31 protein-coding genes are annotated in these 21,039 nt (G+C 50.9%); 1 reads left to right on the forward strand and 30 read right to left on the reverse strand.

Annotated elements, in window-relative coordinates; genetic code table 11:
- Nucleotides 1–43: 43 nt before the first annotated feature.
- On the reverse strand, nt 44–3,478 hold the full coding sequence (locus KGP17_RS15250) for a phage tail tape measure protein (protein WP_223497856.1): 3,435 nt from the start codon (nt 3,476–3,478) through the stop codon (nt 44–46).
- 164 nt (nt 3,479–3,642) lie between these two features.
- On the opposite strand from KGP17_RS15250, the gene KGP17_RS27920 reads away from it, so the two are divergent.
- Nucleotides 3,643–3,774 carry a hypothetical protein gene (locus KGP17_RS27920; RefSeq protein WP_256444853.1) on the forward strand — a complete coding sequence of 44 codons (132 nt, stop codon included), beginning with the start codon at nt 3,643–3,645 and terminating at the stop codon, nt 3,772–3,774.
- Here the strand turns inward: KGP17_RS27920 and KGP17_RS15255 are convergent.
- The 29 genes from KGP17_RS15255 to KGP17_RS15395 form a co-directional block, all read right to left on the reverse strand.
- Entirely contained in the window at nt 3,771–4,025 is a 255-nt protein-coding gene (locus KGP17_RS15255; protein ID WP_223497857.1) for a hypothetical protein, read from the reverse strand. The two genes, KGP17_RS27920 and KGP17_RS15255, sit on opposite strands and share 4 nt — an antisense overlap.
- A 21-nt stretch (nt 4,026–4,046) precedes the next feature.
- Nucleotides 4,047–4,238 (reverse strand): DUF1799 domain-containing protein, encoded by a 192-nt coding sequence (locus tag KGP17_RS15260; RefSeq protein WP_371822030.1) that lies wholly within the window; start codon nt 4,236–4,238, stop codon nt 4,047–4,049.
- A gap of 110 nt (nt 4,239–4,348) precedes the next feature.
- Nucleotides 4,349–4,702: a phage tail assembly chaperone gene (locus tag KGP17_RS15265; protein ID WP_223499656.1), complete on the reverse strand. Its 354-nt coding sequence runs from the start codon at nt 4,700–4,702 to the stop codon at nt 4,349–4,351.
- A gap of 38 nt (nt 4,703–4,740) precedes the next feature.
- Nucleotides 4,741–5,397 carry a phage tail protein gene (locus KGP17_RS15270; protein ID WP_223497858.1) on the reverse strand — a complete coding sequence of 219 codons (657 nt, stop codon included), beginning with the start codon at nt 5,395–5,397 and terminating at the stop codon, nt 4,741–4,743.
- Between the two features lie 41 nt (nt 5,398–5,438).
- Nucleotides 5,439–5,852 carry a DUF4128 domain-containing protein gene (locus KGP17_RS15275; protein WP_223497859.1) on the reverse strand — a complete coding sequence of 138 codons (414 nt, stop codon included), beginning with the start codon at nt 5,850–5,852 and terminating at the stop codon, nt 5,439–5,441.
- On the reverse strand, nt 5,849–6,433 hold the full coding sequence (locus KGP17_RS15280; protein WP_223497860.1) for a hypothetical protein: 585 nt from the start codon (nt 6,431–6,433) through the stop codon (nt 5,849–5,851). Before KGP17_RS15280 ends, KGP17_RS15275 begins: the two co-directional genes overlap by 4 nt.
- 1 nt (nt 6,434) lies before the next feature.
- Nucleotides 6,435–6,785, reverse strand: coding sequence for a hypothetical protein (locus KGP17_RS15285; RefSeq protein WP_223497861.1), 351 nt, complete (start codon nt 6,783–6,785; stop codon nt 6,435–6,437).
- A 2-nt stretch (nt 6,786–6,787) separates the two neighbouring features.
- On the reverse strand, nt 6,788–7,042 hold the full coding sequence (locus KGP17_RS15290; protein ID WP_223497862.1) for a hypothetical protein: 255 nt from the start codon (nt 7,040–7,042) through the stop codon (nt 6,788–6,790).
- Between the two features lies 1 nt (nt 7,043).
- On the reverse strand, nt 7,044–7,526 hold the full coding sequence (locus KGP17_RS15295; protein ID WP_223497863.1) for a DnaT-like ssDNA-binding protein: 483 nt from the start codon (nt 7,524–7,526) through the stop codon (nt 7,044–7,046).
- A 79-nt stretch (nt 7,527–7,605) separates the two neighbouring features.
- A complete protein-coding gene (locus tag KGP17_RS27995; protein WP_371822031.1) occupies nt 7,606–7,728 on the reverse strand; it encodes a hypothetical protein in 123 nt (40 codons plus the stop codon).
- A gap of 95 nt (nt 7,729–7,823) precedes the next feature.
- A complete protein-coding gene (locus KGP17_RS15305; RefSeq protein ID WP_223497864.1) occupies nt 7,824–8,966 on the reverse strand; it encodes a P22 phage major capsid protein family protein in 1,143 nt (380 codons plus the stop codon).
- 94 nt (nt 8,967–9,060) lie between these two features.
- Nucleotides 9,061–9,822: a DUF6651 domain-containing protein gene (locus KGP17_RS15310; RefSeq protein ID WP_223497865.1), complete on the reverse strand. Its 762-nt coding sequence runs from the start codon at nt 9,820–9,822 to the stop codon at nt 9,061–9,063.
- Nucleotides 9,823–9,923: 101 nt separating this feature from the next.
- Nucleotides 9,924–11,036, reverse strand: a complete 1,113-nt coding sequence (locus KGP17_RS15315) for a phage head morphogenesis protein (protein ID WP_223497866.1) — start codon at nt 11,034–11,036, stop codon at nt 9,924–9,926.
- 2 nt (nt 11,037–11,038) lie between these two features.
- Nucleotides 11,039–12,415 (reverse strand): DUF4055 domain-containing protein, encoded by a 1,377-nt coding sequence (locus KGP17_RS15320; RefSeq protein WP_223497867.1) that lies wholly within the window; start codon nt 12,413–12,415, stop codon nt 11,039–11,041.
- Nucleotides 12,416–12,418: 3 nt separating this feature from the next.
- Nucleotides 12,419–13,726 carry a terminase large subunit domain-containing protein gene (locus KGP17_RS15325; RefSeq protein ID WP_223499659.1) on the reverse strand — a complete coding sequence of 436 codons (1,308 nt, stop codon included), beginning with the start codon at nt 13,724–13,726 and terminating at the stop codon, nt 12,419–12,421.
- Nucleotides 13,704–14,750: a terminase small subunit gene (locus KGP17_RS15330; protein ID WP_223497868.1), complete on the reverse strand. Its 1,047-nt coding sequence runs from the start codon at nt 14,748–14,750 to the stop codon at nt 13,704–13,706. Before KGP17_RS15330 ends, KGP17_RS15325 begins: the two co-directional genes overlap by 23 nt.
- Before the next feature lie 9 nt (nt 14,751–14,759).
- Entirely contained in the window at nt 14,760–15,014 is a 255-nt protein-coding gene (locus KGP17_RS15335; RefSeq protein ID WP_223497869.1) for a hypothetical protein, read from the reverse strand.
- A gap of 2 nt (nt 15,015–15,016) precedes the next feature.
- Complete coding sequence (locus tag KGP17_RS15340; protein ID WP_025118807.1) at nt 15,017–15,631, reverse strand: hypothetical protein; 615 nt, start codon at nt 15,629–15,631, stop codon at nt 15,017–15,019.
- Nucleotides 15,628–16,137: a ParB/Srx family N-terminal domain-containing protein gene (locus tag KGP17_RS15345; protein WP_223497870.1), complete on the reverse strand. Its 510-nt coding sequence runs from the start codon at nt 16,135–16,137 to the stop codon at nt 15,628–15,630. Before KGP17_RS15345 ends, KGP17_RS15340 begins: the two co-directional genes overlap by 4 nt.
- A 357-nt stretch (nt 16,138–16,494) precedes the next feature.
- Nucleotides 16,495–16,854: a hypothetical protein gene (locus KGP17_RS15350; RefSeq protein WP_223497871.1), complete on the reverse strand. Its 360-nt coding sequence runs from the start codon at nt 16,852–16,854 to the stop codon at nt 16,495–16,497.
- Nucleotides 16,851–17,153 carry an Rz1-like lysis system protein LysC gene (gene lysC, locus KGP17_RS28000; protein WP_223497872.1) on the reverse strand — a complete coding sequence of 101 codons (303 nt, stop codon included), beginning with the start codon at nt 17,151–17,153 and terminating at the stop codon, nt 16,851–16,853. Before lysC ends, KGP17_RS15350 begins: the two co-directional genes overlap by 4 nt.
- Nucleotides 17,035–17,412, reverse strand: coding sequence for a DUF2570 domain-containing protein (locus KGP17_RS15360; RefSeq protein ID WP_223499738.1), 378 nt, complete (start codon nt 17,410–17,412; stop codon nt 17,035–17,037). Before KGP17_RS15360 ends, lysC begins: the two co-directional genes overlap by 119 nt.
- Nucleotides 17,409–17,753: a M15 family metallopeptidase gene (locus KGP17_RS15365; RefSeq protein ID WP_223497873.1), complete on the reverse strand. Its 345-nt coding sequence runs from the start codon at nt 17,751–17,753 to the stop codon at nt 17,409–17,411. Before KGP17_RS15365 ends, KGP17_RS15360 begins: the two co-directional genes overlap by 4 nt.
- A gap of 71 nt (nt 17,754–17,824) precedes the next feature.
- The gene (locus tag KGP17_RS15370) at nt 17,825–18,145 is read right to left on the reverse strand and encodes a phage holin, lambda family (protein WP_223497874.1); all 321 of its coding nucleotides are present in this window, start codon (nt 18,143–18,145) and stop codon (nt 17,825–17,827) included.
- Nucleotides 18,146–18,460: 315 nt separating this feature from the next.
- The gene (locus tag KGP17_RS15375; RefSeq protein ID WP_223497875.1) at nt 18,461–19,111 is read right to left on the reverse strand and encodes an antitermination protein; all 651 of its coding nucleotides are present in this window, start codon (nt 19,109–19,111) and stop codon (nt 18,461–18,463) included.
- Complete coding sequence (locus tag KGP17_RS15380) at nt 19,108–19,407, reverse strand: DUF1364 domain-containing protein (RefSeq protein ID WP_223497876.1); 300 nt, start codon at nt 19,405–19,407, stop codon at nt 19,108–19,110. Before KGP17_RS15380 ends, KGP17_RS15375 begins: the two co-directional genes overlap by 4 nt.
- On the reverse strand, nt 19,392–19,784 hold the full coding sequence (locus KGP17_RS15385) for a hypothetical protein (protein ID WP_223497877.1): 393 nt from the start codon (nt 19,782–19,784) through the stop codon (nt 19,392–19,394). The genes KGP17_RS15380 and KGP17_RS15385 overlap by 16 nt, the downstream gene beginning before the upstream one ends.
- Nucleotides 19,781–20,434, reverse strand: a complete 654-nt coding sequence (locus KGP17_RS15390) for a phage N-6-adenine-methyltransferase (RefSeq protein ID WP_223497878.1) — start codon at nt 20,432–20,434, stop codon at nt 19,781–19,783. Before KGP17_RS15390 ends, KGP17_RS15385 begins: the two co-directional genes overlap by 4 nt.
- Nucleotides 20,431–21,030, reverse strand: a complete 600-nt coding sequence (locus KGP17_RS15395; protein ID WP_223497879.1) for a DUF1367 family protein — start codon at nt 21,028–21,030, stop codon at nt 20,431–20,433. Before KGP17_RS15395 ends, KGP17_RS15390 begins: the two co-directional genes overlap by 4 nt.
- Between the last annotated feature and the right edge of the window lie 9 nt (nt 21,031–21,039).

Below are 21,039 nucleotides of genomic sequence, written 5' to 3' on the forward strand. Positions count from 1 at the left end.
CTTACAGTCATCAGGCATATCAAGACATCACATTTTCTGATGGTTACCTTGGATTCTGTGCATACCATATCTGACCGCCAGGCCTCAATTCCCTCGCGATCCCCTCCCTAACGGATATGTCGATCACCTGTTGATAGGCCTTAGCCACGGCATCACCATTCCCTGATTGGCTTTGCTGCTGCCCTTGCTGATTGATGGTTACAGGAGCATTGATCGTTAGCTGAGAACCTTCGGAACTGCGTAGCCCATGCATCGGCGCAGAACCAGAAACCGTATTTCCGACCAACCCGCCGTTGGCATAACCGCGCATCATGGCATACAAATTATCAACACCAATGCGATCCGTGGCTTCTTTAGTCATTACAAACTCACCACGATGCACAACACCGGCTGGCTCGTATTTCCCCCCATCGCCCGTATAACCCCCAGTATCAAAGCTGAAAATTTTACCCAGAGCGGAAGTAATCGAACCACCACCCTCACCTTCTCCAAACATGCTCTTGACCGCGTAAGCAACCAATAGCTTGTTGATGATATCAATAATCATCTTGAGGATTGACGTCGTGAAGTCGCGGAATGATGCTTTGCCGGTAGTTACCAAATCAGTCATCATGTTGGAGATGCCACTCAACGCACTCATAGCCACGTTTGACACCGAGCTATAAACATCAGTGGCTTTCTCCAGATACTCATTCAGACCATTGAGCGCACCAGCTTTCCAGTCCTGTTCTAACCTATCTCGCTCCGCATAAGTCTTTTCAAGGGATGACAGTGCCTGCTTTTGTGCAACTGGATTATCAGCATATTCAGTAGTGAGTCGGTCTCTTTCCGATTGCCTCTGAGAATCCCTGGCAGTACCACCTTTGGAAAGAAAAGCGATCTCAGCACGTTTTGCCTGCTGCTGCCGATCAAATTTCTGTGCACTATCCAGCAACTTGTTCAATCGTTCCTGCTGGACAACCTGATCACCGATAACGGCCAGCCGTTCTTTACTCGCAAGAACAGCATCCTTGCTGGATAACAGCGATTTTTCTTGTGCTGATAACTGGCGTGTACCTGCTGCCTTTTCAAGAACCGTGAACTGTGCTTGGGCTTTTTGCAGATCTCTGCGCTGCTGACTGATTTTATCGTTTACGCCGGTATGCTGACGCAATACCTCCAACTGGGCTTGAAGCGCCAAGAGATCGGCTTGCGCAGAATCCTCAGCCTTATCACCAGCAGGTGGTTGGTACTTTGGACCTTTGGGAACCACAGGGTCTTTATATTTGTTATCAATATCTTTTCGAAGCCGCGCTTCTTCTTCGGCACTTAATATTGCCCCTTCACTAATTTTCCTTGTGAGTGCAGCATGCTCCATAGCTCGCTTCTGAGCGTTAGATCGCGTTCTTTCAATAAGAGAATCAACATATTGCTGAGCTTTAATGGCTGTCTGCTGTCGCTGGTTAAAGCTGCTTATAGAGTCATTGAGTACATTTTGTGCTGTAATCTGGCTCTTTAACGCGGCAACCTGCTTCTCCATCTCAGGGATGTTGTAGCCACTGGCATTTGCTGAGAATCTATTCCAGATCCCACCTTCTTTTTGCTTTGCCTTTGCATCAGCTAATGTCTCTTCGAGAGTGCCTAGCCGCTGCTCAAGTGACGACTCTCGACCAATGTCCAACATTTTATCCCAAGCCCACTTTGCCGCATCACCTAAGTCATTCCATGCGGTTTGCAGCGTGCCTAGCGACCCTTTTATGTCATCAGCTTTTTGACTGATTGCTACGCTGTAGGCATCAGATGCGACCTTAGCTGCTTCCTGTTGATTTCCCTCTTCCTGCAGCGCCCTAATTTGGTTATAAGTCGCCAATGTTAGGAAGTGGTATTTGTCATTAAGCTTACCGATGGCATCTACCGGGTTTCCAGCGATCGCTTCAAAGTCTGATACCAACTGGTTTGTTGATATGCCTGTAGCATCGTTAAGCTTTATGATTGCCTCTGATGCGGATGCTAACGATAAGGCTGCAACTTTTCCTCCAGCGACAAGCTGATTCAGCACGTCAGACGACATTGCAATTGTTGAACCTGCACTATTCGCAACCATTCTGGACATTTCAGCTAATTGTCCAGACGTCTTGCCAACTATATTACCGGTAAGAATTAGAGACTCATTAAAAGCATCTTGCTCTCTCGATCCCTTATAGTATGCATAAGCAAGAACCCCAACTGCAGCAGCAATACCACCAAGCGCGAACCTTGCCGGTGTTAGTAGACCAGTAAATTTTGCTGCATTTTCTGCATTTTCCGCGAGAGAGTTCGCACTCTCAGAAAGAGAATCGCTAGATTCATCCGAGGCATCTTTTATGCCCAGCAATTCCTCCTTAATAAAGTGGAAAATACCACCCAGACCGCCGAATGAATCAGTAATCTGCCCACCCTGCTGGAAAAGCGTAAGCCACAGCGGCATTCCACCCGCAATAGATGTGAAAATATCGGTGAATTGGGCAGGCAACATCCGGAGTGCTTGCCGGTACTGCCTGGCGGAGATTGTGCCAACCTTCCACTGATTATCTTGCTCACGCAGTTTGGCAATGAGTGGCGCGGACTCCGCCGTCACTCCCAGCTTTGCCGCTTTCAGCTCCAGCAACTGGGTACGCGTTTTACCAATAGCGTTTACCTGGTCCTGCAGCGAATCGATGAATGATTTACGTGTGGACTCTGCTCGCTTGGTTTCCGCTACGGCTGATCGCTCTGCGGCCTCCTGCTCTTTCAGGGCTTCCTTCAAGCCCCTGGAAGCGATCGCTGCGGCCCGTTTCTGATCGGCTTCACGCCTTACCGCCTCCTCCTGCTGGCGCATTGCAGCAATCAGCGGTGCTGCCTCCTGGCTTATACCTAACTGTGCTGCTCTGTATGCAGCGGCATCTGAGGCTGATGCCTTATAAAGTGCGCTCTGTGCTTGGAGTTTTGATAAAAATGCCTCTTTGGCTGCGGTGGCGGCTCGTTCCTGTTGCGCAGCTGCGGCAGCGGCTTTTCCTTCCTCCGTTCTGGCTGTAGCAGCCCGCTCCAGTTGAATGCGGGTCTGCTGGATAGTACGGGAGGCCTCGGCAAAGGATTCTGGATCAATAATCCCTTTTGCGTTGAATTTCGATAACTGGCTTTCCATGTTATCGAGTCGTTCGAACGCCGCTGTAACCGGGTTAATCTGCGTCAGTAAATCGCGCAATTCTTGTCGTTGCTGCGCTGTCGCCTGCGAATGGTTTTTCGCTTCTGTCTGCGACTTATTCAACGCAGCAGCATATTCAGCAACACGACGATGGGTATCTTCAATCTCTTGCGCGATTTCCTTCGATACCTTGGCCGTGTTCTTCCCTGATGCATTAAAACCATCAGCGGCACCGGCCGCACCGGTGGCTTTCTGCTGGAATTTATCCAGTTCATTGTTACCCCGCTGCAAATCTCCGGTATCGACGCGCAGGGAAAGCGATGCAATGTCAGTCATGCTGTAACTCCATGCAAAAAAGCCAGCACAAGGCCAGCATGATCAAATATCAGGGTGTTGTTTACTTAAACTTAAGGCTATCTTGAGTGTTCAGCTCGCCCATGTAGGAGCATGGGCGTTTACATCATAGGGATGGCTGATTAACTCTGGGAAAGGATTTAAAAATGGAAAAACCACATGCAATCATAGAAAAGTTACAAGATCCACTGAGAGATTCTCTCCTAAAAGAGCTAAGGCAAATTGATAATAAATCGCTGAACGACTTGGCTGACCAACTAGAACAATTCCGTGTCTAGCTGAATACACAAAATTTTTCTGCATGAATAGTAACTGTAAATTTCGCGCCCCTTAAAGTGGCCGCATTTATTGAACCATCACTAATTTTTGCATTATCAATAAAAACCTGACCACTCTTAATGACGAAGGCAGGCACAACAAGATTTCTAACCATATCTTTTAAATCAGAAACCTCACTCTCAAGCGTTTTAATTCGTGAATCATCCGCATGATTTACACCAATAGCCATATTGCAGTTATATTTCTTCATGGTTCATCCCGCCTCTCTGCCTCATTTTTTGTGAATAATGGAAAGCGCTGCCGCTTCCATCACCCTGATATCAGTTAAGGCGGTTGCCTCATCCTCTACGCCGTGCAGCTTCATTACCCAGGGCAAGCAGTTGTAATCCAGTCCGGTGACGCCGCTCATGCCAGTACGCCACTGTGTGGCCATGGCGCGGAATACTTCAAACGACTGCCACACATCGGGCAGGATCTCTACCGGGTCTGATTCAACGTCTTCCGGTGTTAGCCCAAAGGCGGCCAGTTCTTCCGGTGAGGGTTCAGGCGTATAGAATGCCGAGGCAACCGCTGTTAGTTTTTTTCACGCAACGCCATCAGTTCGCGGGTATATGCCAACGCGATCGAGTCAAACGCCCGCGGGTAGTTTTCCAACAGCACCATAACGTTTTCTTTCGTGAATTTTTCCGGCAACGCCCAGCCAATGGCAATTTCGCAGACAAAATCTACCATCGGTGCATTGGTGTGCTTGCCCGTTTCGCCAAGCTTCTCGGTCTCTTCCCGCAAGTTTTTTTCCAGCACTTCCAGATCGGCACGAGTCTTATGCTTGAACGTAAACGTCAGAACACCATCTTCAGCACCAGCGCGGGGAATGGTCACATCGATTTTAAAAGTTGGATTAGGGATAAGAGTAAATTTCATGTCGATACCTGTGATTAGTGGGGCGCAGCTGCCGCCCCAGTGAATTATTTGTCTTTGTAGAACGTCATGGTGCGGGATTGCACAGCGATAGATACCTGGACGGTTTCTACCTGGTTTACCGCTGTGGCCGGTTGCGGATCGAACGATGCCACACCAGACCAATAACGTTTCTCTTTGGCTTTAGGCACATACATGTAAAATGGCAACGTATCGCCGGAGCGATCACCAGCAAGTAGAACGTTATAAATCGCCAGCGATGAATCATGCGCAAAGGTAAATGTCTGGTTTTTTGCGGCACGGAACGTGGCAAGGTTACGCTGGCGATCATCCTCCAGAAATTGCACCTGAACATATTGCTGATCACCACCGGAGGCACCCACTTCGGTAATTTGCGGGATCTGCATCCAATCAGTGATTTTCATTAATGACCCTACGCCCGCACCGGCAGGGAAAAAGTTTGTATCTGACGTGTCGAGGGAACCAATCGTAATTGCCGTTGCGGTCGCAATGGTCACCTTAGCAACCAGATTATCAACCAATCCCCAGCCGGATTTGATTAAAACAATGTCGTCAACAGCCAGTGTGCTGCCAGTAACAGTAAACACAGCCCCCTTTGCGTTGCTGACTGCTGTTGCAGGCAACGCGGCGGCCATTTTGGACCCCACAAATACCGTGGCGCCGTTAGGCAATGCAAATCCCATAGGATTCTCCAATTCAGGACATAAAAAAACCGCCGAAGCGGTCAGTGAGTGATGATGTCAGCTCGGTAATTCATGCTGACGGGGATTGTGTAGCGCGTATCCGTTGTTATGCCGCGGTAAACCGTGGGCGGCGTGCTGATGTAGCAGGTTAAGCCACCTTCGGTCAGCATCATCCCCAAAGGGAACAATGCGGAGATCTGGTCGGCCAAGTCCCTTGCAGGGCCGATGCCATCACCAGCAGGCGCAACAACGTTGATTTGCCAAACACCCGGCAAAACATGCAGCTTTTCCGCAAGGTCTATTGCTGTTGTGGTTGCGGGCATGGCGTAGGCTTGCAGATACAGGCCATCGGGCGGATCCATTGGGGTGTTTTCCCAGGCAACAGGAATATCATGCGCGTCAGCCCATTGGCCCAGACAGGCCTCAAGCAACGCAGCTATGCGGGTGTGGCTCACGGTTCAATCTCCGATACGGCGGCGCTGAAATGCCGCTGGAAGTCTGCGGCAGTGATACGGACCATGCCGCCTGGCGCTTGGGTGGAATGTCCAAATTCCAGTGGATAGGCATAAGGGACGTTATTCACGAAATAAATGGCCTGCATGCCAATGCGGAATTGCTCTATCACCAGGTTTCCCGCAGCCAGCGTCGCACCGCCTGATTTATCGATCCGACCTATTTCACCATCAGCCGGCGAATCAAAAGACACCTGCCAATTGCCGCGAAACCGGCCCCCGCTATAACCTGGTGGCGCCCGGATCCCCATACTGTCAGAAACCCGAGCGCGCTTTTTTAATTTCCCTGTGGGGGTGAGGTTGGCCGAGTCTTGTCGCTGGGCCTCGTTGTGATCAAAAACCGCCTGGTTATAGGCTACCGCCGTGCTATTCACGTCCCAAAGTTCAGGATTGCCAACAGGCGACATCTGCACGAGTTGCGCCAGTATCCGGATACTGGTCGCCCGTACCACCTGCGCTTGATTGGCTTTGGCCTTATCGACAAATGCCGTTATGGCCTGCAAAAAAGCGTCATTTTCGGACATATCACGCCCTCAGTTGTGCCCGGTAGCAAATCAGGATGGGGCCAGGCATTACCGGATGCGGATGCACTACTCGGTATTTTTTGCCGTCCACCTCGATCCGGTCATCGACACGGATTTCGGTTTCGTATGTGGCCACGAGTAACACATCACCACCCAGGATTAACGAGCCATCGATCTCGCTCGGTTTGTATTCGGTTATTACACCGATCACAGTACCGTTTTGCTCTGCCTGCCGAACCTCCTTACCTGCCTCACGGCTTACAGTAGCTCCGCGAGTAAATGGGTGTTCTGCACCGTTCTCGGTCAACAGGCGGGTCGCTGTGGCCCGCATACGGCGATAATCGATAGACATACTTACCGCCTTTCGATGCAGGCCTGGATATAATCACTTTTCAATGATTCCAGGGCACCGACCATTTGATATGGGAAAAGCCCGTTATGCCAACAATCCAACACCTCATGCTCTGAGTTGATCATAACTATCGCCATCGAGTGGTAATCTCCCTTTTTGGCATTCTCCAATGCTTCTTCAAGGAGGCGTATCACCTCCTGGTTATCATGTTGATCAGGTTCTCTTTTTTTGAATGGGACAATCTTCAAATCTGACATATCACCCCCTGACTACAGCTATTTGACCAGAGCCGATGCATAATCCACGTAGTAACGCATTGACCGCGGCGAACGACGGTTGAGCCTTACGGGTTCCCTCCGCATAACTGACGCTGACTGCCCCGTTTACTGCTTCGGAAAGAACCTCGGAACCGCTTTCCGTAGATGGCTGTAAATCTATTTCTTGCGCCTCGAAAGCCAACCGGCACTGCGCGTGCTTTACCTGAATCGGAATGCTATTGCTGGGCAGCATGTGGTAATCACGAACCACACCAGCGCGGGGCCATGCCAGATTCTGGCCGAAAACAGCCGGTACACCTTTCCAGCCTTTCCCCTCCAGATAATCCATCGCCTGAAGCATCAACGTTGATAACTCTTCATCCTCTTCAGGCAACTTAAGCCCACGCCCGGTAGCGTAATCTCGGCATTCATCCAGCGAGGCGTAACTGTTGAATCCGTCGGAGTAAATTTCAGTATCCAGCATGGCCTACTCCGCTATTCCTCGGCCAATTGCCAGCCGTGAGAAATCCAATCTTCGATTTCATCAGCGTGCACGTCAGCAGCTACAGGGCCACCGGGAAACGCTGGTTCATCTCGAACCATTGCGAGCAGTTCTGGCTGCTCAGGTGGCTGCTCAGGTGGCTGCTCAGGTGGCTGCTCAGGTGCAGCCGAACTGCCATTGGCATTAGCAGCAAGCAATTTCCGCTCAGCCCGCTGCGCTTTAGTTAATCCCGCCATAACGACCTCTCAATAAAAAAGGAGCCGAAGCCCCTTATTTTCATTAGCCCATCAGAACAGCGATATGCTCTGACTTGATCGCGCGGTAACCCCATGCCAGTCGCACGTGATATACCGTTTGCAGGAATTGGCGATAAACAGCGATTTCGAATGACAACCCGGTTTTAGGGTCAGTAACAATCATCCGATCGTCAGCTGAGTCGCCACCTTTTGGAAGTGCTGGCGCACGAGTAGCAAGCACGATCGCGGAACGTGCAAATGCCACGTTTGGCGTATATCCAGCGCCCAGCGTAACCGCGACATTATCAGCCAGCGGCAAACGCATCCCCGGCCGCCCGATAGATACTGTGCCACCCGCCAGCCCCTTGTTGACAACATACTTGTTAGCATCACCGGCAAAATTCAGGATCCCGCCAGGAAGAATGGTTCCCGTACCGGTATCCAATGCAATATTGGTGCTGAGCGGATCAAATGCACCGTTGGTCAGGTAACCCGCGCCAGTACCTTTGTTCACGAAGCCAATAGGGTCAGAATGACGCAATGCCATCCCCATAACGCGGTCTGTCATACCATTACGCAGCATGTCGGAAGAACCGGCCTCATTGACTTTAAACAGGCCAGATTGCTTGCCGCGCAGGTTGCCGATTGCACCATGCCCTAGCACTAATTGCAGATCGGTTTTTGGTGCGCCGTTTTCCTCCAGTACGCGCAAAACGCCAGCAAAATCGGTCATATCGGCCGCATTCGCAAATGGAGTCGTGCCAGCAGTCCCATAGGCTCGCGAAGCATTCGTATAGGCTTCCACCCAAAGATCCGATTCCATTTCGTTAACCAGCGTTCTCATCGCCTGGTAAAAGCGGTCTGCCTGAATGGTGGAGAAAGTACCGGCATTTTGTAACCCACGCGTTTCCTCACCATTCCAACGAACAGGAACGTGCTTAGACTTGGAAATGGTGACTTCAACGTGATCAACAACATCATCGCCAGAGTCCGGTGCCGTTACTCCAGGGATGTTGTCAGCTGATTTTGCTGGATTGGTGACCGGCACAAGTACCGGTTGATGCAATGCAGCACGTTCAATGCTGGAGTCGCGGGATACTGCTGGAATGAAACCCGTCATCTCACGAGAAACAACGTCCAGTGCCTCGTAAAAATCAGGGATTAGGCCCGTAAGAGTGTTAGCCATTTAATATTTCCTATAAAAATTGGTTAGGGATGGTTTGAGATTTTGGCTATCCAGCCATGGCACCGATCCCTATCCAGGTCTCGGCAAAAATGGGTTAATCAACGATGGTGATCTTGTCTTTTGCAGCGGCTACACGATCCGCAGGGGAAAGTGCATCGAACGCCGTACGTTTCATGGTCTTCTGGCCCTGCTGGAATTGTGATGGCGGCGTGCCATTTCCATTGTGACCAGTACCCTTGAGAATGTGATCTTTCTGCGGGTATTGTTCGACAAGGTGCTCTAGCGCCTCATCAAATTCAGCCAGTTCACCAGGCTTAGCGCGGGAAAATACTTTGTTGCCTGCCGCGTCATAAGCCACAACTTTCCCATCCTCAATTTTGAAGGACTGGCCAAAACGGGCTTGAACGAAATCAGCCGGGATCGCCAATTTATCAGCGATAAATTTGGAGCCATTGAAGCGCCCGCCGATCATCTCGGTGTTGAGCATATTCGACAGTTTTTCGTTTTCCTGCTTTGACTCATCGAGCTTTGTCTGGAATTCCTTGGTGATCGCCGCTTTCACCTGGTCTACTTCACCTGCATCAATGAGTTTTTTCTGGTCAATTTTCAAAACGGTTTGCATCGCTTCCAGCGCTTTAGCTGGATCGTCAATACCCGCAAATTTTTTCAACTGGGTTTCAACAGTCTCTTTCGCTTCACGATGCGTTTTAGCCTCAGCGTTGAGAGAAGCAATTTTCCCTGTGGCTTGCGCAGCATCAAAAGGAATTTCTTTGCCATCTGGATGGGTATAAACCGGGTGGCCGTTTTCAATCACTGCATACGTCGCGCCATTAACTTCAACGGTTTTCAATTTCATTTTGGTTCTCCAGCCTTCCGGCCATCAGTTAGGCTTCCGCCCGTTCGCCATATCGCATCCGCTAAACGGCAGGTATAAAAAAACCACCCGGAGGTGGTTGGTTATAAACCGGCGTCTAAGAACGCCTGTTCATCAATTTCTCGCAACTGCTGTAAGGTGAGCCTTTCCCCCTTATCGTTGAAAAAATCTGCGGGGTGCATGCCGCCATCTCGCAACAACCTGGCACGAGTCTCTCCAAATACCTCAACTTGCCGCTTGAAGGGTTGCCGCAATATCCAATCACGATAATCGGTACTTGCCGGCACCTGACCATCCATGCTGGCGCGCGTTCCCTCCGGCATGTCATCAGCATCAATACCTAAATCCTGCCACGATTTCACCACCAGGGTTTCAGTAGAACGGCAGCAGAAATGGATCCGCCCTGGCCCTGCACCGTACGGCACCTTATGTCCCATTGGCTTGTTGTCGAGCGTATAGCGCAGGCGATCCCGAATGATGCATGTGGGTGTCGTGTGATTATCGAGGGTGCTGCACCATTGCTTGCAGTCAATGACATCTGAATTGGCCGTGGCGAACTCAGTACGGGCCACGGCGGCCAGATGATTCACCGCCGTTTTTATCACACTGGTTGCATTGGCCCGCCCAAACTGCAAAACGCCATCCTGATGGTTCCGGGAGCGGGTACCGCGAACACGCCGATAAATCTGGTCGACTGTTTCCCCCTGCAGGTAACCCATGCTCACTGCATTGGTTATCTTCTGCATGCGGTCAGATTCGAGCTTGCTCCCCCACTCACTTAATAAACGCCCCTGGAACGGGCGCGCCATGGTGGCCGCGTATACCTGTTGAGGCGTTATCCCCATCAGTGGCCAGCGCTGCTTTACCACATCAGGCAACAATGAATCGAACAAACTCAGTTGAAAACCAGCCTCGTGGCTGCTGAAGTCGTTGAGTTCATCAGCAAGCGAAGCGTAGAGGGTTCGATAAATCTGCTGGTTGATGTCCTTCACACCACCCAATAACGCCTCCAGGCGGCGAATGGTGAAGCTATCTGGCGGAAGGTCATCAAGGGCCATGATTAGCCGAGAAGACAATTCAGCGTCGGCCTGGTTAAGTAATTTCACCATCCGAGCAGAAACGCCAGTTGCGTATCGAGAAACAAAAAGCGTGTGAGCTACCGTTTCATCGAACAATCTCTGATTGATCGTCTCCATGGTTACTCCATGAGGTCAGGTGCGTTGATCAACTCATCAATGACCACTTCGGCCTTAACATCAGGGTCAATAATTCCAATCTGCTGATAAGCCCTGACAGCGTCAATCCGGCGAATATCCCCACCCTGGCGCAGTGCTTGAATTGCCAAGGCTGATTGTGGGCTAAATGTATTCCCTGCGGTTTCCAACTCAGTACGCACATCGATATTGCCGCCATCAGGAAGGCCCAGCCATTCAGCCATGTATTGCAGGATGTTATCTAGGGCATCCTCTAACGAAGAGGACATAGTGAACAGTGGGCTATCTTCCTGCATGGTTTCATGCTGGGTCTGATCAACCGATTTTGTTGATGTGTTTTCTTTGCGCAGGAGTTTTGCCCCGGCCATGCGCATCTGTTCAACAAGATCATCGAGTGAATCCTGGCCTGTTTTTATACTCGCCCCAGTATGCTCGGTGTATTCGACACCATGCTTAGTGCGATCTTCAAACCTCATAGCAGAAGAAGCCCCCACAGTTAGCTCTTCACCTTCTGCAAGCCCGTACACTGACAAGATCGGCACTCGGGCAACGTGCAAGATAGTGTCCTGATCGCTTTGGCTCTGCCAGTGCTTGACGTTGAGGTGTGCCAAATCAAGCATTGGCGGTTCAGCCGTCATAAAGCCGGTTCGGTTGGTGTAAAAAGTTATCAACGGGATCCGTTTTGCTGTTGTCTCCCATTCTTCATGCACAACCCAAACGTTATCCCCTTTTTCATCTGCCTTTTTTCGGTATATACCACAATACCCGGGGCGTAATAATCGGATCTGAGTGACTTCCTTTTCTCCCCACTCGCCATCCTCTTCAGTGATGACCTCTTTAATACGCAGCTCTGTGAGAACCTCTGCACCGCCTTTTTTCTCGGACTTCCAACCGATCACCTGGCGCGGGCTAATGATTACAGCGTATGGACGCGCACCACTGGCTTTTTCCTCTGCCACAGTTTTTGCCCCTTGGGTCTTAGGGTAATCCACCAGCGCGTGGATCAATCCGTAACGTTCCCCCAAAGCGAAAAACTGTTGAGCCCAAACGTCAAGCTGGTTACCGGCCATATCAAAATCGTGAGCATAGGCTTTGATTGGCTCAGGTGTTTCATCACTGAGCACTGAGGGTTCGCTGAACACCCGGCCTACATGGTTGATGATGGTTTCCTTGAGCACGGGTAACAATGTTGCCACCGCCAGGCGGCATTTATGATCTTCTGCCTCTTCATTGGGCCAGCGAGGCATATACGTTTCGCCAGCGTTCCTCATGGCTTTGGTTCCGCCCATCAAGGCATCTACCAAATCCCAATCAGCTTCCATCGCAGTAACGGCTTTGAGCGGGGTTGAAATATCGGCCATGGTTTACATCCGTAGTTTGGTGACTTTGCCTTGCGGCTTGATGATGGGGAACTGCTTAACGATGTAGTATCCACCCCCGTCATTGGCGTGGTCTTTACCAGACTTTTTATCTGGCTCGCCGGTTTTTTCATCCCACACCTGTTGTTCCAGGCATTCGGTATAAACCGGGCAGCGTTTCACATTAACCAGATAGCGGCGTTCGCCCTTGGCATTGCAGAACATCGCATTCACCGAGTTGATCCGGTCTTTGACGGGTGGGTTGGCATCGTTGACCACCACGTTAAATCCAGCCTGCCTGAGCTGGGCAATATCGGTCGTGCTGGCGTTGCTGGATTTGCGAGAATCACCGGAAGCATCCGGGTAAATATAAATTTCCCGCACCTTGCGGTAGTCGTTGCCGTCATAGAACCAAAAACGCTCTTTGATGATGCGAATTATGTCGGGCGTGTCATAGGCGTTGATGATTTCCGTTACGGCGCGTGGCTGGCCATCACGCAGAACGTGGACGATACCGGCCATCTTTCCAACGTTGAAATCCATCCCGATATAGAGCGGCTCCCCTGGCTGCTCCAACTCTTCACAGTTATTTTTCCTGCGGTCGAACTGATGATAAATCGTTCCACTCACCAGGTTTGTAAACCGGCCACGAAGGTATGCCGTGATTAATGGCCCAGGGTATGAGGCAAGCAGCGACGGGATATAGTCAGCAGGCAGGTTTTTTTCATTGTCGTAGGTGCTGGCGTGGATCAGGCCATAGAGCGTCGCCAGTTCCGGCTTATCCCGCACCTCTTTAACGAATTGCTGCCAAACAAACTTAAAACCTTCTGGCGTGGTGGTTACCGAAATCCCGTTGAGTAATCCGTCCACGTTGTAGCGCATACGTGCAATGATTTTCCGCCATGCTATTTGAGCCTTTTCAGCCTTCATGACGTCCATTTCATCCACCAGCCCATTACCGATCTTGAAACCGACAATCGTTGAGGGCTTTTCCATAGAGCGGCATATGGTGGTGCCTCGATATTGGCGCCCCGAATAAAAATGCACCTCTTTGTTGCTCTCGTTGAGGCGTAATTTCAAACCCCAGTCAAAAGCCACCTCCTCAATCGTCGGGTAAAAAATATCCCGGATCTGAGGATATGTAGGGGCGAAATACCCCTGGTTAATTTTGGGGTGCTCCCAGAAGTGTTTGCATATCGCAGCACAACCGGCCCACGTCTTGCCGCTGCCAAAACCGGCCACGTAAGCCTTGAATTTATGCGGCATAGTCAAAAAGCGAGCCTGAGGAATATTAAGCGTCGGATTCATCAGTATCGCCTCGCGCATCCACTACATTGATGTTTATTGCCACCGGCTGCGGTTCGTCGCCATCGTCACCAATTTCAGCAGCAAGCTTGGCGTTAACCAGCCGTTGGTTTTCTATCTGCAGTTGCTGCAATTTTTCTGCACGTCGGAATGTCAGAAGTTGCAGCAGTTGTGCCCGTGCCGCTTTTTTATCTTCTGTCAGGATCTCAATACCGAATTTGCTCTCTTTCACGCCCGCAAAGTACTGAAGGGCGGGTCCTTGCAGATCACGCGTATCAGCAAAGAATGTTTCCCCCACTCCTTCGCCATGACAGCGAGGGCAATCCGGGTTGGGGTCTGCGTTATCGACAAATCCCAACCCGCCATATTCAGGCTTTGGCTTGTTATCAGCCGTCGCCTTTGCGTCAGCTTTATCGAACTCCTCAATATCTCGCCACTGGTAAAAGTAATTCTCCCCCCAACAACGACGACAGTTCACACGGCGGAATTGAGAAAGTTGGTTCGGGTCAGCGTTGATGATGGCAACAAGCTGATCAATGAGGTCGTCCAGGTCAGCCTGATAGCGCTTCGAAGCTTTCTTTTCGAGGTCACGAATGGCACGGCTGACCTTATCATTTCTGTATAGCCGACTGGCCCCTACATACGCCGTATTGCCCTCGCCTTCGAACCCGGCACGTCTGTATGCTTCGACTCTGCTCTTGGTAATAACGAACCAGTGGGCAAACCATGCCTGTTGCAGCGTTATCCCATAATCATCAGGGTCGATCGATAAATCCGTGTCGCTATTTTCTTGATCCGACCTCGTCCGTTTTTCCGACCGTGAAGCCTTTGGTTCGACCGTCCGACCATTTTTGTTTTGGTCGGTTTTTTTGGTCGGAGTTTTGGACGGTTTTTTTTTACGTTCCCATCCGTACTTCTTCGCCATGTCGATTAACGTGGTTTTCGCTATACCGTGCTTTTTTGCCACATCTTGGATTGAGAGCAGACCAGCACAATAATCACGTTTCAGTTCGCCCCCATCCAATTTGCTCATGCGGCTTACTCACTTCGGTTTTAAATGCTCCAACAAGAAAATCATGGCTCGCGTGTCGCCTTTCTTGGCCTTGATGTAAAGTGCGTTCGACAAGTCTGCAATCCCCTTGGCTTTTCCCCTGCGTATTGCCTGCCGGTAAGTGGCGATCGCTTTCATGTCTGCCCGCGTCTTTTCAATGTCGATATCCAATGCGTCGGCTATTTGCTGCTCCGACAATCCACGCCCGGCCAATGCCTCGATTTTGTCGAGCGTCGGCTTATCCATAGCTAAACCCTCTTGGGATATGGCTTATGGCGAGCGATGAGGATTTTTTTCATTTTCTTGTCGAGGGGCATCAGGTATTTGTGTTTCCCTGACGTCTTAAATTCTTGCGCGTTGGGATCCAGGTGCTGACGAACGGCATCAATGCTTTGTTTCACCCCCTTTGCCGCCACGCTGCGCGGATGGACTTTTTTACCTTTGACGATGAATGCGCCCAACGTTCCTGCACCGACCAGACCTTCATAAATCCAGTTCGTCGCCTGGTAGATACCACCGTGGTGATTTTGGTCTTTGTCCGCGTAGGAGACGATCAGCCGCAGGCCCGGACAAACCGCAGCCAGGAATTTAATCGCCTTTGCCAATATCTGGCTGACTGGCGATTGGTGTTCCCTCAGGGCTACGCGGGTTAATTCGCATACTTGGTCTTGCTTCAGGCTGTAGGGCTGGCCGATGTGATTGTTGGCGCCGCGACTAAAGATCACCACACCAATAAACTGGCCATCTTCCCATGCGCCGACCTTTACCAACTTTCCGACCGGTACCGCTTTTGCGTAGTGCCAGTTCAGGCAAGCATGGGCAGCTGCTTTGTGGGTTGCCCAATCCACGGTGAGTGCAGTCATAAGACACCCCCGCAGTGTGGACACAGCTTTTTTTCCAGTTGGTCGAGCTTTCCTTGGGCGCCTTCATCACCCGGTGAAAAATCGACGTTCAGCATGTTGTCGATCTCTTCTGCGCTGAATCCGGTCAGGGTAAGATCGAATCCTTCCGCCAGCAGATCACCCAATTCCATTGTCAGCAGGTCATTATCCCAACCGGCATCCAGAGGTAATTTGTTATCCGCCAGGCGGTAAGCTTTTTTTTCTGCATCCGTCAGACCAAGCAACGTGATCGTGGGTACCGGATCAAAACCGATTTTTTCCGCAGCCAGTAATCTACCGTGGCCGGCGATCACCTGCCCAGATTCATCGAGCAGGATCGGATTGGTCCATCCGTACTTTTTTATGCTCCCGATTATTTTTTCTACCTGCTCCGTCGAGTGGGTTCTCGCGTTTTTCGCATAAACCATCATCGAATTGAGTGATTTATAAACGATTGCAAGTTTTTCCTGTTTTTTTACTGTGGTCATTTGCGAGGATCCAATACTATGGCCCTGCTTGTACAAGCAAGTGGGCCTTGGTTCGTACTCATGACCTCCGTGTGGGTATGAATGATCGTCAGTAGCTACAACTACTGGCGGTCGCCCACCTTCCAAATAGAATTTTCTGCTAGCCTCTTCGATACCAGCCCCGAGAATTTTTTAACCACCACTATCGAAAACAGATCGTTTGTGCTGAATTCCCACATGGCCAACTCAAAGATGCAGAAGAAAATAAAAAGCCACTGGCAACCAGTGCCCAGGGTGGGCCGGTAGGTGTTACGGATAGCTTTGCTTGCGCATTATCGAAGCCACTCGGCGAATGGCTCCTGTAATGCCGTCAGTCCTTCAGGAATTCTTCAGTGGGGAATGACATATTCCTTCCAGTAGCTCGGCGTTGGTGCTGGTAACAATCACGGTATGGTGCGGGTGAACGTTCTCAGCCAGCCACTTGATCAACGGCTTTGCGGCCTCTTCAAAACCATTCCGGTGCTGATCATGCTTTGCTTTTTCTGCTTCTGCTTTTGCCTTTGCAGCCTTCCCGGCCATATCGAAGAATTGCCACGCCCTGCCATGCTCATCACGTAGTTGCTCATCGCTCAACAGGTGAAGGGGCATCTTTAACATCCGCGTATAGCCTTGAGCCATGGCTTCATGGATATATACGGTTTTGTCGGAGCGTTCTTCAGCACTAAATGTAACGGTCATTGTGTTTTTCCTGTGTTTTCACGTTGCCACTTAATCAGCCCCTCAATACGAGAGGCGCATATATCCAGTTCGCCCTGGCTCACCTGCAGCGCTATGACAGCATCGCCAAACGTCGAGCCAGTAAACGGGGTTTGTTCGCACTGTTGAAGCAATACTGCTGGTGGGTACACATAGATCAGCTTAGGGGCTGGCGGGGGTGCTGGTCTCTCTGCGCAAGATACGCTTAACATCATCAGGCAAAGGCTGATTACCAGCGTCGCTATTCTCCAGCGCCTCGCGTAACGTTCTGTTTTCAGCATCGGCCTTGGCCCTCTTCTGCTGTTCGATTTTCAGTTGTTCCTCGGTAGCTCGCCGGTCAGCGTCGATTGACCCTTTCAGCGCGGTGATCGTTTCATCGCGGCTTTCTATACCCTTCGACAACTCGGTATTAGCGTCACTTAGCGTCTGGTTTGCCTCATTGGCATTATTTAGCCTGTGGTTCAGTACAGTGCTAATCCCGCCCAGACAGATAGCCACCAACAACGCGCCGATAAGCCCGTATTTGTTTAAAGCTGTCATGCGGGATAATCCTGGCGGCGTAATTCAAAGTGCGGCCCGTCGTAGAACTTCTCATCGTCACTGCGGCCGTTTTCGTTCCAGTCACCGCCCCAGCGAATTTTCACGCCCAGCTCTTTGGCTGCGGTAAACATTGCATCTGATACGGCTTTAAACTTGGGCTTGTCGTTCCAAGGGATCACCCCATTTACCAGCGGGGCGCAGTCCACAGCGTGCCCGGTCAAGTGGCGGCTGTTGAGCGTTTGGCTTTGCCCTGCTGCCTTAAGTTGTGCCTGCCTGGCGGCGCTGCGAAGCCCTTCGATAACCATGAAATCAACCGTGGTTATCTCAATTGCACGGCGCACAACTTTAACCAGGGCAGGATTTACACCTGCAAGGTTTCCCTCGCTGCGTTTGCTGAAAATAAATTTATTCGTCACTTTGAAGCCCCCGTTTTCCTATCCGCTAAATCTTTCAGCCGATCACCAAAATACCGAGTGCCGAGATAGCCGATGATTACGCTGGCAAAATATGCCCACTCATCGCCAACACCCACGATCGCTAGGCCGTCTTTGACGAACCAGCCGAATACTGAGCACATCAGGGCGTCGAAGAATGACTTCCAACCGCCATCCCCTTCGTACTTGCCACGTAGCCATGCCATCACGCCAGCCAGCAATGCGGCAACCCCCTGTTCTTTGACTGAAATCAGCCATGCGAAAATTGGTGCCCAGAAATCAGGGCTTTTTTCAGGCATTTGCATATGTCCTTACCCCGCTGGGCGTCAGAAATAAAAAAGGCCACGCATTAGCGCAGCCGTTCGGCCAATAAATTGGCTGGGTATTACTCAGATTGTGATCCTGCTTATCTCGGTCCTGGTTCGCTGGAATATGTAAGACCAGTTCCTATCCTCACTTACAGTTGGCGGAGGCCTGCCTGATTTGCCGTTTACTGTTTCATTTTCTCAGACTCCAGATACGCAAAAACCCGCTCGGAAGCGGGTTTTTTTAGTATTTAGTAGTATTGAGAGTATTAAACTCCCACTATGGGTGTCAATTTAGGGCATATTTTCTCAAATTGCAACCGCTTCTGTGTTTGCGTGAGACATTCCTGTTATTCGCTGATATTCAGATTCAGCCACAGTCTCTTGCGAGTAGCACCAAATCAACAGCGCATCGTAATAGCGTGACCATACTCGGTACCACGTGGCCCGCGAAACGCCGGGAACCAGCGCAACAATCGCATGATGGACGTGCGTTTGGGTCAGCGGCCGCAGTCCGGTGCCGTGGCATTTTTTACACGGCACAATGACCAGTTCGCCCCTTCGGTCCGTTGCCTTGCGGTCACAAACTTCACCGCTGCCGCCGCACCGGCATTTAGCTCCAGGGGTGTCTGCTGTTCTACAATATTCCTCAAGCACCTTCACTGCCAAAGTGTGGATGGCCAACGCCCCCTTCCGGCCCGGTATCTTGCCAACGTATTTCCGTGCCTGCGTCCGTGCATACTTCGTCAGTTCGTTTAATGCTGTTCTGCCTGCGTCGATATCTTTCGTGTATTTCGCATACAGGAGGCATAGGCCGCAACGGTGCCGAGCCTGAGTCATACCCAATGCCGTCACCACGTCAATTTTTGTTAAATGGCTACTGCCGGTAGAACGTGCTTGGTATGCCACAATCTGGGCTGATTTGGGATCACCGATCGTCAGTGCGTATTTAAGCCTCATAGTTTTTTTCCTTCACCCCTTAAAATTGCTTGCGTGCGGAATACACCTTCGGCATGCATTAATCGTAGTTCGTCGTGTGTGTATTCTGTTTTTGTTCTACCGTCGATCGCATCGTGACAGTTGCTACAAGCCCAGGCGCCCTGCGCATCATCGGGTTTTATGCCAGTGCCGCAGGTTCCGGCCATGCGGTAATGCGCAAGCACGGTGGTATAAGGATTGAAATTACAGACGCCAGGAATGCGGATCTGGCAGTCGCGTCCTTTGGCCTCCTTTTTAAGATTCACAGATCGAGACATTGTTGTCCCCCTCCGTGCTCTACTCGCAAGCGTTTTTGATACTCGTTTGAAAAACTCGTCCAATGGGCACTACGTACGGTTTTCGCTTGCGCTGGTGAAAAAATAAGACGGCGGTTATGCTGCGGATATGGGGGTAAAACTGTGATGCAGATAGGGCAATAATCTATCGTTTCCGTTATGCATCCATGCCTGCGACGGCAGATATGCATTTTTCCATGCGGTGCGGCACAACCGCTGCATATCGGCGCATCACACGTATACGGATGCAAGGGATCGATAAACTCCAGTCCATTTTCAACTTTAGGGGGATAGCCAAGGTGACCATCGCATAGCAGGGTTGTCGGTGCACCACAGAACATGCAGACTTCTTTTTTCATGGCGCTACCCCTACCAATTTTATTGCTGCTCGCCGGATCTGCGTAAGGAGCATTTGCCCCACCGCTTCCAACTCTTCACGGCTGATGTAGCTGATCGCAGGGCCTGTCCACGATTTGTCGAATACCGCGATCGCCATACCAAAACCGGCAGAAGACTCAGATGGCTCGCCTTCAGCAGGGGTATACCAATCCGGCAGGTCAAAACTGATGCGACCACGGACGAAGGCAATATGATCGGCGTTCTCCGGCCACCAGCTTTCACTCGTTGCAGACTTGATGAAAAACACGTAACGCCCACCCAGTTCTCGCATCGCTGCGGTGTGCTGCATAATGGGGACCATTCCAGTTATATAGTGACCGTCGAATTCCCGGGCGCGGCTGTATGGGGGGTTCGCGAAAGCAGCGCCGCCTAAAGTTGCAAGGCGTGCAGACCAATCCTGCGCCAGTGCGTTATCTTCAGCGATATAGTAATTTTCACATTTCGCGTTATGGTCGTCGGCAAAGAGATCCAGAGTAAACGGCCCGAATTTTGCGTTAATACCCCACCAGAGTGCGTCCGGGGTACACCATTGGTCGCCAACCTCTTTCAATTTGTGAGAACGACGGCTTCGCAGTTCGGCCAATGCCTGGCAATAAGGGTTTTGGTTCACGCTGCATACTCCAAAAGCTGAGCCGCAACATTTTCGACTTCTTCCTGAGATTTGAACGACCTGAATAGAATGAAATTCCAGAGCACATTCATCGCGGACTTATAGAGTTGGTGGAATTCGATGTCGTCCATATTGGCAAACGAGATCGATTTTGCGCGGCGATTGCGACTGCCGTCAGGATAGAGGTGCTCAGTGTAATAGCCCGCCTGGATGGTAACCCACTCGCGGTATGCATCGAACGATTTCAGGAGGGCTAAATCGCCAGTGCGAACATGTGCAGCGTCGGCCAGATACTGTTCAGCGGCATCCGCAAGCGCAACGCTATGCTGCTGCCCGACCTGCCGGCACAGATAGTCGACGAATCCGTTTACCAGCTTGCGTTCTTCGAGAAGGATTGCGCCACCGGTCGGGTTCCAGTACTCGAAGCCGAGCTGTAGAAGCTTGAAAAAACGTTTATGGAACTTGTAATTGCGGACACGCTTAAAATCGGCGTGTATCCACTCGCCGAGCCTAATACGCTGTAAGAATTCGCTGGCCTCGGGCGTTGCCGGGGTCAGGATTGCAGGGCCAATTTTTTGTAGCTGGATCTGTGCCATCTGAATACT

The organism is Serratia sp. JSRIV001 (assembly GCF_019968745.1).
In the GTDB taxonomy this organism is placed as follows: Bacteria; Pseudomonadota; Gammaproteobacteria; order Enterobacterales; family Enterobacteriaceae; genus Chania; species Chania fonticola_B.